The organism is Acetobacter okinawensis (genome assembly GCF_002153655.1).
GTDB classification, from domain to species: Bacteria; Pseudomonadota; Alphaproteobacteria; order Acetobacterales; family Acetobacteraceae; genus Acetobacter; species Acetobacter okinawensis_A.
On the sequence record NZ_JOPJ01000006.1, the window covers coordinates 424,132 to 440,137 of the forward strand.

The window sequence follows — 16,006 nt, forward strand, 5'->3', positions numbered from 1 at the left end:
TCACTGTGCGCCTCCCCCAAATCCGGCGGCGGAGAGAGCTGCCTGAATGGCGGCATTGTTGATATGAGCGGGAACCCGTTTGCTGAGGTCCTGCACATAGCTGGCTGCCAGATCATCTCCGTAAGCCTGTGCCATATTGTTCTTCAGTTTTTGCAGAACATCAGCAGGTGCTGGTGGGGCGGGTATGAAAACTCTGGTGACAACGGCCACAAAAAACGTATCCGCATTTTCCGCCATAACGGCCTGCCCTGCCTTCATGCGCGGGAGGTAGCTCGCAATTTCTGGCGGCAGTGCTTTAGCAGGGTTGGCAAGGGAGAATGGAATATCCCGAACAATCTGCACACCGGGAACATTCTGCGGTGCGATGCTGCCTTTCTGGCGGGCGGCAAGGAACAGTGCAGTTGCCTGCTGGTCGGCAGCATGGTGGCGGGCATCCGCCTGCCATGCAGTGATGACATCAGCTTTGGCTTGCTCAAACGTGCGCGGAGTGGCCGGAGTAATGGAATCAACCACCACGGCGAACCAGCTATTGTCCGGCCCATCGATCAGTGTCGGGTTGTCGCCCGTATTCTGGGTGAAAATCTGGTGGATAATGGCGTCACGCAGCTTGCCGGATGCTGGAATCGGGGCAGGCTGCTTGTCCGCCGTGTTGCCCTGTGCATCCAACGACCCGGCAATGGCAGCTGCCCCAACGGTATCGGGGATGGCGTCCAGCCCTTTGCCTGCAATGGCATCCTGCAACTGACGGCGGCGCTCGGTGACAACAGAGGGCGCCATGGCTGCACGATACTGCTTGAGGATATCCTGCTTTGCATCAGCAAAGGATGTGCTGTGTGCGGGTAGAATTTTGGTTACGCGGAATACAGCCCAGCCCATTTCGGTTTTAACTGGCCCGATGACCTGCCCCTGAGGCGCCTGAAAAAGAGCCTGTTTGAGGATGTCCGAAGGAATTGTGGCCGGGCGTGCGCCGGGCATGTCCACTGATGCTGCGCCTTTGACAGCATTTTGCGCATTCTGCCAGTCGCCATTCTGCTTCCAAGAGTCGGCAATTTTGCGTGCATCGGCTTCAGTGGACGCTGTAATAAGCTGGATATCGCGGGTTTGTGGCACGTTGTAGCGGCTGCTCTGCTCATCATAAAAATGTTTGAGCTGCGCGTCATCCACAGCAATGCTGTCAGCAACAGTCTGAGCGGAGAGCACAACAATACGGGCATGCCGGAGTTCGGGGGTGCCAAACTGCCATAGGTGGTTCTTATAATAGCGCTGCAATGTTGCGTTGTCCGGTGTCGGCACGGTCGGCTGTGCCGCTACGGGAATGCTGATCAGGTCAACCAGTCGAGTGCGTGCGCCGTAATTGACCAGCGTATCCAGCAGAGTGGTGGATACGGAGGCTCCCTGCGCCATAGGCTGGAGCAACGCGCGTACGGTCAGGTCATCGCGGATCATGTCCAGTACCTGCTGTTCGCTCAGCCCCTGCGCACTCAGGCGCTGGTTAAAGACAGTTCTGTCAAACTGCCCTGTCGGTCCCTTGAAGTACGGGAGGGAGAACACTTCCTCCCGGATGGCGGAATCGGGGACAATAATCTTGAGATTGCGCGCAGCTTCAAGCAGTTCGGCCTGTGCAATCAGGCGTTGCAGAATCTGGCGTGCCATCTGCCCCTGCATGACGGGGGACATGGCAGAGGGATCCTTGACCCCCATCTGCTGGGTGAGTGTGGGCATTTCCGAGCGCAGGGCCATGGCTAGATCGCGCGTGGGAATGCGGTGCTGGCCTACCCGCGCCACTACGTCGGTCTCCTCGCTCATGAAGCCAATAACGTCACCAATGCCCCAGCCGACAAAGGCCAGAAACACAACAATGGCAACAACGCGGCCCAGCCACGATTCAACAAGTACTCGGCGCAGGTAGGAAATCATGACCCTATGGATCCACAGCTCATCATAAATGGGTTATGCTGGTTGCAGCACATCTTGGGGCGGCACCATAAGCGGAGGTGTGCCGCTTGACCAGACTTAACCGTTGTGGGGCAGCAATAAGGTATTAACCCTCTCTTGCCCCATGGTGTGCGTATATGGTTTAGCCTGTTGCCAATCGCGCCATGGCAGGCACGACAGTGCAGTGCATGGCCGCACAGGATCGGGAGGAAGGGTATGAGCAGACAGATTATTGTCGGCAATTGGAAAATGAATGGCACCCGCCAGGACACGCAGGTGCTGGTGCAGGCCCTTGTCGGTGGTTTGCCTGCATCCGCGCCGGATGTGGTCATTTGCCCACCCTTTACGCAACTGGCCCTTGTGGAGCCTGCTTTGGCTGCATCCCCCATTGGTCTGGGTGCGCAGGATTGTCACAAGGATGTATCCGGTGCGCACACGGGCGATATTTCTCCCCTCATGCTGGCGGATATTGGGGTCTCGCACGTGATTCTCGGGCATTCGGAACGGCGTCAGGAGCATGGCGAGCTGGATGAAACCGTGCGCGAAAAAGCCGTGGCGGCAACAAAAGCGGGCCTGACACCGATTGTCTGCATTGGCGAGACGGAAGAGCAGCGCGAAAGCGGAGAATATGAGGATGTGCTCGGCTGGCAGATCAAGGGCTCGCTTCCCGATGGATTTGCCGGTATTGTGGCGTACGAACCCATCTGGGCCATAGGAACGGGGCTTGCCGCCACGACCGACCAGATAGCTCAGACCATGTCTTTCTTGCGTGCGGAATTGGTCCGACAGTTTGGAGAGGCTGGAAAAGCTATCAAAATCCTGTATGGAGGGTCCGTAAACGCTGGTAACGCTGTTTCCGTTCTTTCCATTCCCGAGGTCGCGGGCGCACTGGTTGGCGGCGCGAGCCTTAAGGCGGATGCATTTCTTTCTATTGTCAACGCAGCCTCCGCTGCCTGACACTGCTGCTTTGATCTGGAACCCGACATGACGACAGCCCTGCTGATCCTGCATTTCTGTGTCACCATTGCTCTGATTGGCGTTGTGCTGATCCAGCGGAGCGAGGGTGGCGGCCTTGGTATTGGTAACAGTCAGGGTATGGGGGCCTTCATGTCCGGTCGCGGGACAGCAAACCTGCTGACCCGCACAACTGCCGTGCTGGCAGGGCTGTTCATGCTGCTCTCGCTCCTGCTTGCCATGCTTTACAAAGGCGGCGTGACAGGTGCCGGGCATGATATTCTGGCCCAACCCCCGGTCGAAACCGCACCCGTTGCGGCATCTGCCCCGCCTGCGGTGCAGACTCAGGCGCCTCCTGCGGCTTCCAAGCCCTGAAAAATGCATTCGTTCTTCTCTGATACCGTTTTGGTGCACAGGGAAGACTATGAGTTTTTGTCCCCCGCATGCAGCAATGCATGCGGTGGATTGTGTTTGTTTATCCCTCTCCGCCCGCTCCAGTCCGTGTAGGAATTCTGCTCATGACACGCTTTGTCTTTATTACTGGTGGTGTGGTGTCCTCTCTTGGCAAGGGCATTGCTTCAGCCGCTCTCGCAGCGCTTTTGCAGGCGCGCGGCTATAAGGTCCGCCTGCGCAAGCTGGACCCCTACCTGAACGTGGACCCCGGCACCATGAGCCCTTACCAGCATGGGGAGGTGTTTGTAACGGATGACGGAGCGGAGACAGACCTCGACCTGGGCCACTATGAGCGCTTTACAGGTGTAAATGCGAGCAAGGAGGATAATGCGACAACAGGGCGCATTTACTCCGATGTGATCGTGCGTGAGCGGCGGGGAGACTACCTTGGCGCTACGGTTCAGGTCATTCCGCATATTACCGACGCCATCAAGGATGTGGTGGTTGCCAATACGGATGATCTGGACTTTGTTCTGGTCGAAATTGGCGGCACGGTTGGGGATATTGAGAGCCTGCCCTTCCTTGAGGCCATTCGTCAGTTACGCAATGATCTGGGTATGGACCAGACCATGGTGGTTCATCTGACCCTTCTGCCGTGGATCCCTTCTGCTGGGGAACTGAAAACAAAACCGACCCAGCATTCCGTCAAGGAACTGCAGAATGTTGGTATTCAGCCGCAAATTCTGCTCTGCCGGTGTGACCGCCCTATTCCGCCGACCGAGCGGCGCAAGATTGCCAATTTTTGTAACGTGCGCCCAGAGGCGGTTATTGCCGCGCGGGATGTGGACACGATTTATGCCTGCCCGCTCTCTTACCATGCAGAAGGTATGGACACCGAAGTACTGCGCTACTTTGGCCTGCCCTATACGGAAGAACCGGACCTGACCAACTGGCAGAATATTGTGGACGCCCTGCGCCACCCCACTGCTGAAGTGCGCGTGGCCGTGGTTGGCAAATATACGGCTCTGCTGGATAGCTACAAATCCCTGAACGAGGCCTTGCTTCATGGCGGCATTGCCCACCGCGTGAAGGTCAAGCTCGACTGGATTGATTCGGAGCAGTTCGAAAAAAATCCGGCTACGCTGGAAGAAAAACTGGGTAGTGCAGACGCTATTCTGGTTCCGGGTGGTTTTGGTGAGCGTGGCTCGCAAGGCAAGATCGAGGCTATTCGCTACGCGCGTGAAAAAGGTATTCCATTCCTTGGCATATGCTTTGGCATGCAGATGGCTGTTATCGAGTGCGCACGTAACCTTGCCGGGCTGGCAGATGCATCCTCCACCGAATTTGGCCGGACCGAGGAACCGCTTGTTGGTCTGATGACGGAATGGGCGCGTGGCAATGAGCGCCTGCGCCGGAGTGAAGGGGGGGAACTGGGCGGCACTATGCGTCTTGGGGCGTACCCCGCGACACTGGCAGCAGGCTCACGCGTGGCGGATGCTTATGGGGCAACCAGCATCCGTGAACGTCATAGGCACCGGTATGAAGTGAATATTCACTACAAGGACCAGTTGGAAAAAGCAGGGCTGCGTTTTTCCGGTTTGTCACCAGACGGGATTTTGCCAGAAGTCGTGGAATATCCTGACCACCCCTGGTTTATTGCCGTGCAGTATCATCCAGAACTCAAGTCCCGCCCATTTGCGCCGCATCCGTTGTTTGCCGGGTTTGTTGGTGCGGCCCTTGCCAAGGCAAAACAGGCATGACCATTCTTTCCGGCGCGCCGGTTCAGATCGGAGGTCTGGAGATCGGGAACGATCTTCCTTTCGTTCTGATAGCCGGTCCATGCCAGATTGAATCAGCTGCTCACGCGCTGGAAACAGCAGCGGCCTTAAAGGAAATCTGCCAGCGTGCTGGTGTGGGGCTGATTTATAAGAGCTCTTTTGACAAGGCTAACCGTACCAGTCTTTCCAGCACACGCGGTGTTGGATTGCAGGAGGGCATCGCCATTCTGGCGGATGTGCGCCAGACATATGACCTGCCAGTGCTGACTGATGTGCACACGGCAGAGCAATGCGCCCCCGTTGCTGAGGCTGTGGATGTGTTGCAAATCCCCGCCTTTTTATGCCGTCAGACAGATTTGCTGCTGGCTGCGGGCAGAACCGGGGCCGCAGTCAATGTAAAAAAGGGGCAGTTCCTTGCCCCGTGGGATATGCAGCATGTCGCCGCCAAAATTGCCTCAACAGGCAATCAGCGCGTTATGCTATGCGAACGCGGGACAAGCTTTGGGTATAATACGCTGGTTAATGACATGCGTGGGTTGCCCATTATGGCTCAGACGGGTTGCCCCGTTGTGTTTGATGCCACACACTCTGTGCAACAGCCCGGCGGGTTAGGCGGAGCCAGTGGGGGGCAGCGTGAGTTTGCTCCCATTCTCTCACGCGCTGCATTAGCTATTGGTGTGGCAGCATTGTTTGTGGAAACGCATGAAGACCCAGACAGCGCGCCAAGTGATGGCCCCAATATGTTGCCAATAAGTAGTCTGCCTGCCCTGCTGGAACAGTTCCGGGCAATAGATGCTCTGATTAAAGGCCGTTAATCAGCTCGTTTTTAATGACGATGCGTCGCATATAAAAAAGACGCCATGGATATTTTCCATGGCGTCTTTTTTTGTCGGTATGATGTTGAATTTACACGTCCAGATTAGCCACTTTGAGCGCATTGCCCACAATAAAGTCGCGGCGGGGTTCAACTACGTCACCCATCAGTGTTGTAAAGACATCCCCTGCTTCTTCCACGTCACCAACACGGACCTGCAAGAGCGTACGCATGGCCGGGTCGAGCGTTGTTTCCCACAACTGCGCATCGTTCATTTCGCCAAGACCTTTAAAGCGGTTGATGGCAAGCCCTCTGCGACCTTGCGCAAGCAGGCGTGTGAACAGATCAGAGGGGCCGTTCAGGCGGTGCTCCACGGCGTCAAACTTCAACACAACGCCTGTGTCAAAGTCCTTTTGCAGGCGAGTAAGCTGGGACGTCAGCCAGCGTGCATCAGCACCAGCCAGAGTTGTGGGGTCAATACGGTAGACTTCCCCTACCCCACGCACGTTGCGTGCTAGTTCCACGCCGTCCACACTTGCCACTGCTTTCCAGCCTCGTTCTGTGGCGGGGGATGCAGCATCCAGTCGCTGTTGCAGTGCGGGCATCCGCTGCTGCAACTGCTCAAGATCGGCACTTAGAGCACCTGCAAGTGCTACCTGCTCAACAATCCATGCAGGAATACGCGTGGAAATGCGCGAGATCGCCTGACAGGCCTGCCGGATGAAGGGCAGATCGGCTTCCAGTTCCATGGTGCTGACCGTACGACCGTCGGTATAGACAAAGCTTGCGTTGTTGAGTGCTTTGTCTAGCAGATATTGCTCCAGCGCGGCGTCATCCTTCAGGTATGTTTCCTCATTGCCGCGTTTGGCCCGGTAGAGGGGGGGCTGGGCGATGTAGAGGTAGCCGCGCTCGATCAGTTCTGGCATCTGCCGGAAGAAGAAGGTCAACAGCAACGTACGGATATGGGAGCCGTCCACGTCAGCGTCAGTCATGATGACAATGCGATGGTAACGGAGCTTGTCTATGGAAAATCCGCCCTGATCAACCTCGCCACGCCCGATACCCGTGCCCAGTGCGGTAATCAGTGTTCCAATTTCTGCCGAGCCGAGCATACGGTCAAAGCGTGCGCGCTCTACGTTCAGGATTTTACCCTTGAGTGGCAAAATAGCCTGAAAACGCCTGTCCCTGCCCTGTTTTGCTGTTCCTCCGGCGGAATCCCCTTCCACAATGAACAGTTCAGCTTTAGCCGGGTCACGCGCCTGACAGTCTGCCAGTTTACCAGGGAGGGAGGAGACGTCCAGAATACCCTTGCGGCGTGTTAACTCACGCGCTTTGCGGGCAGCCTCACGCGCGGAGGCAGCATCCAGAACCTTGGAAATAACTGCCTTTGCTTCCTTGGGGTGTGTTTCAAACCAGTGGGCAATAATGTCGGCCGCAGCCGCATGCACAACGGGCTGTACTTCGGAGGAAACAAGCTTGTCCTTGGTCTGGGACGAAAATTTGGGGTCCGGTACTTTAACTGACAGCACGGCTGTCAGACCTTCGCGCATATCTTCGCCCTGCAGGGACTGTGCGTCTTTTTTGGCAATGCTTTCTGCATATTTGCCAACAACGCGGGTCAATGCCTGACGGAAACCTGCCAGATGCGCACCACCATCACGTTGTGGAATGTTGTTGGTGAAGCAGAGCATGGTTTCATGGAAGCTGTCGTTCCAACTGAGTGCGAACTCCACCTTGATCCCGTTATCCGGGTTCTCCAGAGAACCGGTAATGGGGGGGGTAATCAGGGAGGTGCGGGAGCGGTCAAGCCAGTTTACAAAGGCTTCAAGCCCACCTTCGTAATGGAATTTCTCTTCACGGAGTGGTGTTGTGCGGGCATCGCGCAGCACAATTTCCAGCCCGGAGTTAAGGAATGCCAGTTCACGCAACCTGCGTTCGAGAATGGTAAAGTCGAACTCAATCCGGGGGAAGGTTTGCAGGCTCGGCTTGAAGGTAACCTGTGTTCCTGCTTCTTCCGCAGAAGGCCCCACAACTTCCAGCGGCGCATCGCGCTCGCCATCATGGAAGCTGATGCGGTGCTCGGTACCATTGCGCCAGATACGGACTTCCATCCACTCGGAAAGTGCGTTGACAACGGCAGCCCCCACGCCGTGCAGACCACCAGAAACCTTGTAGGAGTTCTGGTTGAACTTGCCGCCAGCGTGCAGGCGTGTCAGCACCACTTCTGCGGCACTTATGCCCTCTTCTTGGTGCATGTCGGTTGGAATGCCGCGCCCATTGTCACGGACAGTCACGCTGCCGTCTGCATTGAGGGTGAGAACACAGCGCGATGCAAACCCGGCCTGTGCCTCGTCCACCGCGTTATCAATGATCTCGAATGCCATGTGGTGCAGGCCGGAACCATCATCAGTATCACCGATGTACATTCCGGGCCGTTTGCGGACAGCATCAAGCCCCTTCAGCACAGAGATAGACGCGGCATCATACTCGTCGGTACCAGCAGATGGCGTAGGCTGAGAGAGGTCTGTCATAAGAATGCTGCACTCCGCAAAAAAAGAATGGAAGCCATACCGGTCTTATACTCTGCCCATGGCATTGCGACCAGCGTGGAAGGCGCGTTTTGTCAGCAGATCGACAAAAAAGACCCCTGTCGGATGCTGGCAAACTGGGCATGACCCTGCAATGGCGCAAATGGGGCGGAATCCGTGCCTGTTATCAGCACCGTGCTTTGAAAATTTTGCAGAATTTTTTGCAAGGATATCCGACGTTGCTCGTCCAGATGCACAAGGGGTTCATCAAGCAACAGCAGGGGGGCTGTTCCCCTGTGATCCCGGACCAGTCGGGCGTGCGCCAGAATAAGCCCGATGAGCAAAGACTTCTGCTGGCCGGTGCTGGCCAGTGCTGCGGGGAGTTTTTTTTTCAGGTCCATGAGTTGGAAGTCTGTTTTGTGCACCCCAAGACCTGAGCGACCTTTCTCCCGGTCTACCGTGCGTGTGGCAAAAAGTTTTTCCTTAAGCCAGTCTTCCACATGTAGCGCAGGTGCTGCGTCCAGTCGGTCTGCTATTGCACAGTCCAGCTTAATCTGTACGGCGGGAAAAGCATCCATATCCTGCTGGGCGTACAGGTTGATCTGGCGCACAGTCTCATTCCGGGCCGCGGCAACGGACACGCCATGGCGGGCCATGGCACCTTCCAGCCCGGAGAGCCACACCTGCTCGTTGGCACGTGTTTGCAACAGGCGGTTTCTTTGTGTCATGGCGCGGTCATAGGCCGCCAGTTCGCGGGCATGGTGGGGATAGGCGGCCATAACCAGCCGGTCCAGAAAACGGCGTCGGCCAGAGGTGCTCTCGCTGAACAGCCGGTCCATCTGAGGGGTCAGCCAGACGGCTGCGAGGGGATTTTCCCAAGTGTTCTGGTTACGAAGTGGTCTGCCGTTTAACAGAAAAATCCGCCGTGGCGTTTCTGTGCCGGGTTGTAGGCCGGTGCCAAGGTCAATGGGATGGCCATCTACCAGAATATGGGAGGCAACACCCCAATGTGCGCTGCCGTTCTGACCAAAATGGCTTAGGGGAGCGCCGCGTAGCCCACGGCCGGGGGTCAGGAGAGAGACAGCTTCGAGCAGATTGGTTTTGCCGCTGCCATTCTCGCCAGTCAGCACAACAATGGGTGCTTGTGGACTGAGGGTAAGCTGGTCGTAATTACGGAAGCGGCAAAGAGAGAGCCGGCTGAGTTGCAGCTTTGTGGAAGGCAGCCCCTCCCTGCTGGTGAACAGGTGTGGGGCTGCGTGATGGTGTGACGCGGATGTTGTCACACCCGCATCGGCATCAGGACATAGAGAGCGGATGGGCTATCCACATCGCGGACGATGGTGGGGGATGCACTGTCCGCAAAACAGAACTCGACTTCTTTTTCCACCTGATCGGTAATGTCGTTCAGGTAGCGGGCCTGAAAACCGATTTCGAGCGCTTCGGAATCATAGGAAATGCGGTTGTCATCCAGCTCTTCCTTGGCTGTTCCCTGCTCGGCACTGCTGGCGGAGAGGGTGAGCAAGCCGGGTTCCAGCATCAGTTTGACCGGGCGTGAGCGCTCCTGACTAATGGCCGCCACACGCGCTACGGCATCGGAAAAATCTTTTTTTCCTACGCGCAGAATGCGGGTGTTGTTGCGGGGGATAACGCGTTCATATTCAGGAAACGTGCCATCAATCAGCTTGGATGTCAGCGTGATCGGGCCAACCGTGAACTGAATCCGTGTTTCGGAAAGAGCAACGGAGATTTCTTCTGGCGCTTCGTCTATCAGCTTGCGCAGTTCTGCCACCGTTTTGCGCGGAATGATAACGCCCGGCATACCGGCAGCACCTGCCGGCATTTCTGCCTCCACCCGCGCCAGACGATGACCATCGGTTGCTACTGCGCGCAGGAGCGGTTTGCCGTCGATGTCCGCAGCATGCAGGTAGATACCGTTCAGGTAGTACCGGGTTTCTTCCGTGGAAATGGCAAAACGTGTCCGGTCGATCAGTGAGCGCAGGATGGTGCCATTCAGGTGGAAACGATGCGGGAAGTCCCCTGCCCCCATGGACGGAAAGTCATCCACACTCAGCACGTTCAGATGCGTTGCATAACGGCCTGCGCGCAGGTGGAGTTGGCCATCGCTGTCTGTCTGGTCAAGCTCCACTTCAACGCCATCTGGCAGCTTACGCACGATTTCGTACAGTACAGAAGCAGGTGCAGTGGTCGCCCCTTCCCGCGTGATGGTGGCGGGAACGGTCTCAACGACCTCGATTTCCATGTCCGTGGCCTTCAGGCAAAGTTGCCCGTTTGTGGCCTGCATGAGCACGTTGGCGAGAATGGGAATGGTATTGCGTTTTTCCGCCACGCTCTGGATATGAGCCAACGCCTTGAGCAGCGTTGCGCGCTCTGCCGAAAATTTCATTGATCCCTCTTTCCTGCACAGCAAATTCCATACTCCTGAGTGGAGCAGGAACCCGGCTTGTCCGTTGTAAAACTAACAGGCCGCGTTGATCCGTCAATCCTTTTGAATAGCTGGCTTTTTAGCTCTCCAGCATGCGGCGCATCAGTTCCACATCTTCGGCAAAAGCTGCGTCACGCTCCATCAGTTCCGTTACGCGGTTGACTGCATGCATGACTGTTGTGTGGTCACGGTTGCCAAACTTGCGGCCGATTTCGGGTAGGGAGCGGCTGGTGAGCTGCTTGGCCAGATACATAGCTACCTGCCGGGGACGGGCTACATTGCGGGCGCGGCGGGCAGAGGACATGTCAGTCAGGCGGATATTCCAGTGTTCCGCGACTTTTTTCTGGATTTCCTCAATGGTGACGCGCCGGTCATGGGCCTTGAGAATGTCGTGCAGTACATCCTGCGTGGCTTCCAGCGTGACCGGGCGGCCAAAAAGGTTGGCGTGAGCAATCAGTCGGTTCAGGGCGCCTTCAAGCTCACGCACGTTGGATGTGATCTTGTGCGCTAGAAATTCCAGAACCTTTGCGGGCACCACAACTCCGGAGGCAGCAGCCTTGGCCTCCAGAATGGAAATGCGCAGCTCAAAAGTCGTGGCATGAATATCGGCGACCATACCACACCCCAGACGGGTACGGAGCCTGTCCTCCAGCCCTGAAAGGTCAGATGGAGATTTATCGGCCGAGACTACGATCTGGCGGCCCGCATCCACCAGCGCGTTAAATGTGTGGAAGAATTCTTCCTGCGTATTGTCCTTGCCGATCAGGAATTGCAGGTCGTCAATCATGAGAACATCGACCGAGCGGAGCTGTTCCTTGAACTCGATGGTGGACTGGGAGCGGATGGCGGCAATAAAGCGGTACATGAATTTTTCGGCAGACATATAAGCTACCGAGACGTTGCCACTCCTCACCAGTTCCGCGCCTATGGCGTGCATGAGGTGCGTTTTACCCAAGCCAACGCCACCATACAGGAAAAGCGGGTTAAAGCCGACGCTGGAGGGTTTTTCCGCCACGCGGCGGGCGCAGGCATAGGCAAATTCATTGGGTTTGCCGACCACGAATGTATCAAACGTAAAGCGGCTGTCCAGCGCGGTAACAAGGTCACTGCGCACTTCGGCAACGGGTTTGGTGGCGGGGTTCTGCTCTTCTGGTGCAGAGGGGCTGCCTGCTGGCGGCGTTGCAGCTTCGGCCAACTGGAGCGGAGCCGGATCACCCGGTCTTGCGACCTGTAGCTCAACACGCCGGAGTGCTGGCACCTCATTGTGCCACAGCTCATTCAGGCGGTCCCCGTACTGGCTGCGAACCCAGTCGCGCAGGAAGCGTGTGGGGAGGAGGAGCGTAATTTCGTCCCCGTCAATCGGGCCGAGGGCAATCTGGGTCAGCCATGTGCGGTATTCAACCTCACCGACCTCGCCCTTCAGGCGGCCACAGATACGCAGCCACGATTCCGCAAGCCCTTTGTTGTCTTCCAGTCGGGAAAAGGCGCTTTCGTCATCGTCCACTCCGATTGTCATTTTTGCTCCCGAGCGGTCATATAAAGGCGCATGTCGTGCGCAAAAAACTCAACGGGACCAAATGCTTTTGGCTGTGTGTCCCGGTATGGATCTGTTTTGATGCGTGCCTTGCCTCAGCGCGACCGTAAAGACTCTTGCGGGTCAAGCCTGCTCAAGGGGCACTCTAACCAGAATAAAGCAGTGTCATGCCTGCGGGCAACGAAAAAGCTTTTCCCTGATCGGATTGCACGGTTGCGGTGGCATCGGCCCCGCACAAAAAGCAAAGCCGAACCATCGGCATGATGATTCGGCTTTGCTGCAAACAATCATGCTGGCAACTGCGGGAGTTGCCTGACTGCTTGATTATGCGGTTGCCAGTGCCTTGATGCGGGCAGACAGGCGAGAAATCTTACGCGCAATCGTGTTGTGGTGTGCAACGCCCTTGCTGGCTGCGCGCTGGATTTCCGGCTGTGCAACGCGCAGAGCTTCACGAGCGGCTGCCTGATCCCCGGATTCAATTGCGGTTTCCACTTTCTTGATGAAAGTGCGCATACGGGATTTGCGGGCCGTGTTACGGGCAGTCCGCTTTGCGGTCTGCCGGATGCGCTTACGCGCCGAAGCGATATTCGCCATGAGTTTCTATTCTGTCCAGCACTAAGAAAAAAGTAAGGTGCCAACGCGCCGTATGGCCCGTCAGCACAAAGAGTAAGCGGTGCTGTAATGCACGCATGCGCTTTCAGTCAAGCGCGTTCCGCCCCTGACACCCCTATTTTACCCGTTTTCTGATGTTGCGGGCAGAAAAAAGTGGTGCGTCCGGCCTGTGTCATATGCTGCACGCCCGGACATGCGGGAGCCCCCGGACACTTGGGGCAAGGCTGGTTTTTTTTGCCGTAAACCTGCCATGCATGCTGGAAGTAGCCCAGCCCACCCTCTGGGCGGACATAATCTTTCAGGCTTGATCCTCCTGCGGCAATGGCGTCCTGCAATACGGAGCGGATGGCGCGCACCAGAGCGTTGGCTTTGCGGGGAGTCAGTGCACAGGCAGGTATGGTGGGAGCAATGGCTGCGCGGAACAGCGCTTCGCACACATAAATATTGCCAAGCCCGGCGACCACATGCTGGTCTAGCAAAAACGGCTTGATGGGAGTGCGGCGGCCTTTGCTGGCGTCTATCAGTGTCTGTGCGCTAAAGCCGTTGCCCAGAGGCTCGGGGCCCATGTCGGCAAATGCGCGGTAGCTGTTTTCTTCTGATGTGGGGACAAGGTCCAGCATGCCAAAACGGCGGGGATCTATATAACCACATCGTTTGCCGTCATCCGTCACGAACACCACGTGTTCATGACGTTGTGGAGGTTCGGGAGAATCGAGGACCACCCGCCCGGACATGCCCAGATGGAGAATAATCGACTGGCCACAGGACAGGCGGATAAGAATATATTTGCCACGCCGATAAAAGCCCAGAATTCTGGCTCCGGTCACCTGCGTGGAAAAATCGGCAGGAATCTGCCATCGCAGGTCGTGCCGACGGATGATTGTCTGCACAATGGTGCGATCTTGCAGGGCTATCTGCATACCGCGCATCACGGTTTCTACTTCGGGGAGTTCCGGCATGGCTATAAAGCAGGGTATAGAGGAAACCCATGACCGACAACTCTTTTGCGCCCTCCCCCGCTCCTTCTGACGTAACAGTGGAAGAAACGGATTTTGGCTTCCGTTCCGTCAGGAAGGAAGAAAAGAAAAACCTCGTCCGCGGCGTGTTTGACAGCGTGGCAGGACAGTACGATGTGATGAATGACATCATGTCGCTCGGGATCCATCGAATATGGAAGCGCATATTCGTCACGGAACTTGGGCCCCAGCCCGGCCTGACCCTGCTCGACCTTGCCGGGGGTACGGGGGACATTTCATTCGGCTGGCTTAAAGCTGGTGGTGGCCCCGTTGTCATGACCGACATCAACCGCAGCATGCTTTCTGTCGGCCGTGACCGCGCACTCAACCGGGGTCTGGTGTCCGACCTGTCCTTCTGTGTGGTCGATGCCGAGGCCATTCCCGTGCGCGATATGTCCGTGGATCGTGTCTCCATCGCTTTTGGCCTGCGCAACTGCACGGACAAGCTGGCGGTCATTCGGGAAGCACGGCGTGTGCTCAAACCCGGTGGACGGTTTTTGTGCCTTGAATTCTCCCGCGTGCAGGTTGCAGCCTTGGCGCCAATTTATGATGCATGGTCCTTCAAGGTTCTGCCTGCCATGGGCGGGATCGTGGCCAAAGACCGGGAGAGCTACCAGTATCTGGCCGAGAGCATTCGCATGTTCCCCGATCAGGAGACGCTGGCGGACATGTTCCGGGAGGCAGGTTTATCCCACGTCCGCTACCAGTCCCTCTCGGGGGGGATTGCGGCCATCCACTCTGGCTGGCGTATCTGATCTGGTATGTCTGTTGCCCCTCCTCCCCGCTCGGTCCTGCTGATTGTCGGCGGCAGCATAGCTGCCTGCAAAATGCCCGAACTGGTCCGTCTTCTTCTGGCGGAAGGCATACAGGTCCGGTGTGTTGTGACAGAGGGAGGGAGGCAATTTGTGACACCTCTAACGTTGCAGGCACTGAGTGGGCAGCCGGTTTATACGGACCTGTTCTCCCTGACCGCAGAGCAGGAAATGGGCCATATTGCTCTCTCCCGCTGGGCGGACCTGGTGCTGGTCTGCCCAGCATCGGCTAACCTGCTGGCACGCATGGCCTCCGGGCTGGCGGATGATCTGGCGGGGGCGCTACTGCTTGCGACTGATGCGCCCGTCATGGCCGTACCTGCCATGAACGTAAGAATGTGGGAGCACCCGGCAACACAGGCCAATGTGACCTTGCTTGGTGAGCGGGGCGTGCAAATTATCCCTCCTGCGTGTGGCCCCATGGCCTGTGGCGAGTTTGGTCCGGGGCGCATGCCAGAGCCTGTAACAATCAGGGATGCCGTGCTGGCTTTTTATCGCCAGCAGCAAGCGTCAACTGGCCCTCTGGCCGGGTGTCGCGCCATGGTGACGGCAGGCCCCACGCATGAGCCGATTGACCCTGTACGTTACCTTGCCAACCGTTCGTCTGGCCAGCAGGGCTTTGCTATTGCCGCAGCGTTGGCTGACATGGGGGCTGATGTAACGCTTGTCAGCGGTCCTGTTCATCTGTCTCCCCCCGCTGGAGTAACCTATCTGGCATGCGAGACCGCGCGGGAGATGCACGCACTCGTTATGGGGAGTGGGCAGTTTGACGTGGCTGTCTGCACAGCCGCCGTGGCGGATTGGCGGCCCGAGCACGAAGCCGCACAAAAAATGAAAAAAACGGGCCTGCAGGATGTCCCCCCCGCCATAAAGCTGGTGCCCAACCCAGATATTCTGGCGGAACTTTCGGCAACTGGCTCCACCAGACCAAAGCTGGTTATCGGTTTTGCGGCCGAGACCGAAAATATGGTTGCTCACGCCATAGCCAAAAGGCAGCGCAAGCAGTGTGACTGGATCGTGGCGAACGATGTCAGCCCTGCTACGGGTATTATGGGCGGACAGGACAACCAGATTGTGCTGATAACACCTGACCGTGTTGAACCATGGCCAAAAATGAACAAAACCGAGGTGGCAAAACAGCTCGCCGCGCGTATAACGGTCTGGTTTTCTGAATAGCGTTAATACAG

At 57.0% G+C, this 16,006-nt stretch carries 13 protein-coding genes; 6 read left to right on the top strand and 7 right to left on the bottom strand.

Annotated elements, in window-relative coordinates; genetic code table 11:
• Positions 1-1,917 (bottom strand): SurA N-terminal domain-containing protein, encoded by a 1,917-nt coding sequence (locus HK26_RS04785; protein WP_086638683.1) that lies wholly within the window; start codon positions 1,915-1,917, stop codon positions 1-3.
• A gap of 234 nt (positions 1,918-2,151) precedes the next feature.
• Here HK26_RS04785 and tpiA point away from each other — a divergent pair, with 234 nt between their 5' ends.
• From tpiA to kdsA, 4 genes are all read left to right on the top strand, one after another.
• On the top strand, positions 2,152-2,892 hold the full coding sequence (tpiA, locus tag HK26_RS04790; RefSeq protein WP_086638684.1) for a triose-phosphate isomerase: 741 nt from the start codon (positions 2,152-2,154) through the stop codon (positions 2,890-2,892).
• Between the two features lie 27 nt (positions 2,893-2,919).
• Complete coding sequence (gene secG / locus HK26_RS04795; RefSeq protein ID WP_086638685.1) at positions 2,920-3,264, top strand: preprotein translocase subunit SecG; 345 nt, start codon at positions 2,920-2,922, stop codon at positions 3,262-3,264.
• A 143-nt stretch (positions 3,265-3,407) separates the two neighbouring features.
• Positions 3,408-5,042: a CTP synthase gene (locus HK26_RS04800; protein ID WP_086638749.1), complete on the top strand. Its 1,635-nt coding sequence runs from the start codon at positions 3,408-3,410 to the stop codon at positions 5,040-5,042.
• Positions 5,039-5,875, top strand: coding sequence for a 3-deoxy-8-phosphooctulonate synthase (gene kdsA / locus HK26_RS04805; RefSeq protein WP_086638686.1), 837 nt, complete (start codon positions 5,039-5,041; stop codon positions 5,873-5,875). The genes HK26_RS04800 and kdsA overlap by 4 nt, the downstream gene beginning before the upstream one ends.
• A 91-nt stretch (positions 5,876-5,966) precedes the next feature.
• Here the strand turns inward: kdsA and gyrB are convergent, their stop codons facing one another.
• The 6 genes from gyrB to mutM form a co-directional block, all read right to left on the bottom strand.
• The gene (gene gyrB, locus HK26_RS04810) at positions 5,967-8,405 is read right to left on the bottom strand and encodes a DNA topoisomerase (ATP-hydrolyzing) subunit B (protein ID WP_086638687.1); all 2,439 of its coding nucleotides are present in this window, start codon (positions 8,403-8,405) and stop codon (positions 5,967-5,969) included.
• 92 nt (positions 8,406-8,497) lie between these two features.
• Positions 8,498-9,646, bottom strand: a complete 1,149-nt coding sequence (recF, locus tag HK26_RS04815) for a DNA replication/repair protein RecF (RefSeq protein WP_374188218.1) — start codon at positions 9,644-9,646, stop codon at positions 8,498-8,500.
• A 35-nt stretch (positions 9,647-9,681) separates the two neighbouring features.
• Positions 9,682-10,806 (bottom strand): DNA polymerase III subunit beta, encoded by a 1,125-nt coding sequence (dnaN, locus tag HK26_RS04820; RefSeq protein ID WP_086638688.1) that lies wholly within the window; start codon positions 10,804-10,806, stop codon positions 9,682-9,684.
• A 118-nt stretch (positions 10,807-10,924) separates the two neighbouring features.
• A complete protein-coding gene (gene dnaA / locus HK26_RS04825; RefSeq protein ID WP_086638689.1) occupies positions 10,925-12,361 on the bottom strand; it encodes a chromosomal replication initiator protein DnaA in 1,437 nt (478 codons plus the stop codon).
• A gap of 342 nt (positions 12,362-12,703) precedes the next feature.
• On the bottom strand, positions 12,704-12,973 hold the full coding sequence (gene rpsT / locus HK26_RS04830) for a 30S ribosomal protein S20 (RefSeq protein ID WP_025825259.1): 270 nt from the start codon (positions 12,971-12,973) through the stop codon (positions 12,704-12,706).
• 107 nt (positions 12,974-13,080) lie between these two features.
• Entirely contained in the window at positions 13,081-13,950 is an 870-nt protein-coding gene (gene mutM / locus HK26_RS04835) for a bifunctional DNA-formamidopyrimidine glycosylase/DNA-(apurinic or apyrimidinic site) lyase (protein ID WP_086638690.1), read from the bottom strand.
• A 29-nt stretch (positions 13,951-13,979) separates the two neighbouring features.
• On the opposite strand from mutM, the gene HK26_RS04840 reads away from it, so the two are divergent.
• Together HK26_RS04840 and coaBC are read left to right on the top strand one after the other, a co-directional pair.
• Entirely contained in the window at positions 13,980-14,762 is a 783-nt protein-coding gene (locus HK26_RS04840; protein WP_025825263.1) for a class I SAM-dependent methyltransferase, read from the top strand.
• Positions 14,763-14,768: 6 nt separating this feature from the next.
• Positions 14,769-15,995 carry a bifunctional phosphopantothenoylcysteine decarboxylase/phosphopantothenate--cysteine ligase CoaBC gene (gene coaBC / locus HK26_RS04845; RefSeq protein ID WP_086638691.1) on the top strand — a complete coding sequence of 409 codons (1,227 nt, stop codon included), beginning with the start codon at positions 14,769-14,771 and terminating at the stop codon, positions 15,993-15,995.
• The last annotated feature ends 11 nt before the right edge of the window (positions 15,996-16,006 follow it).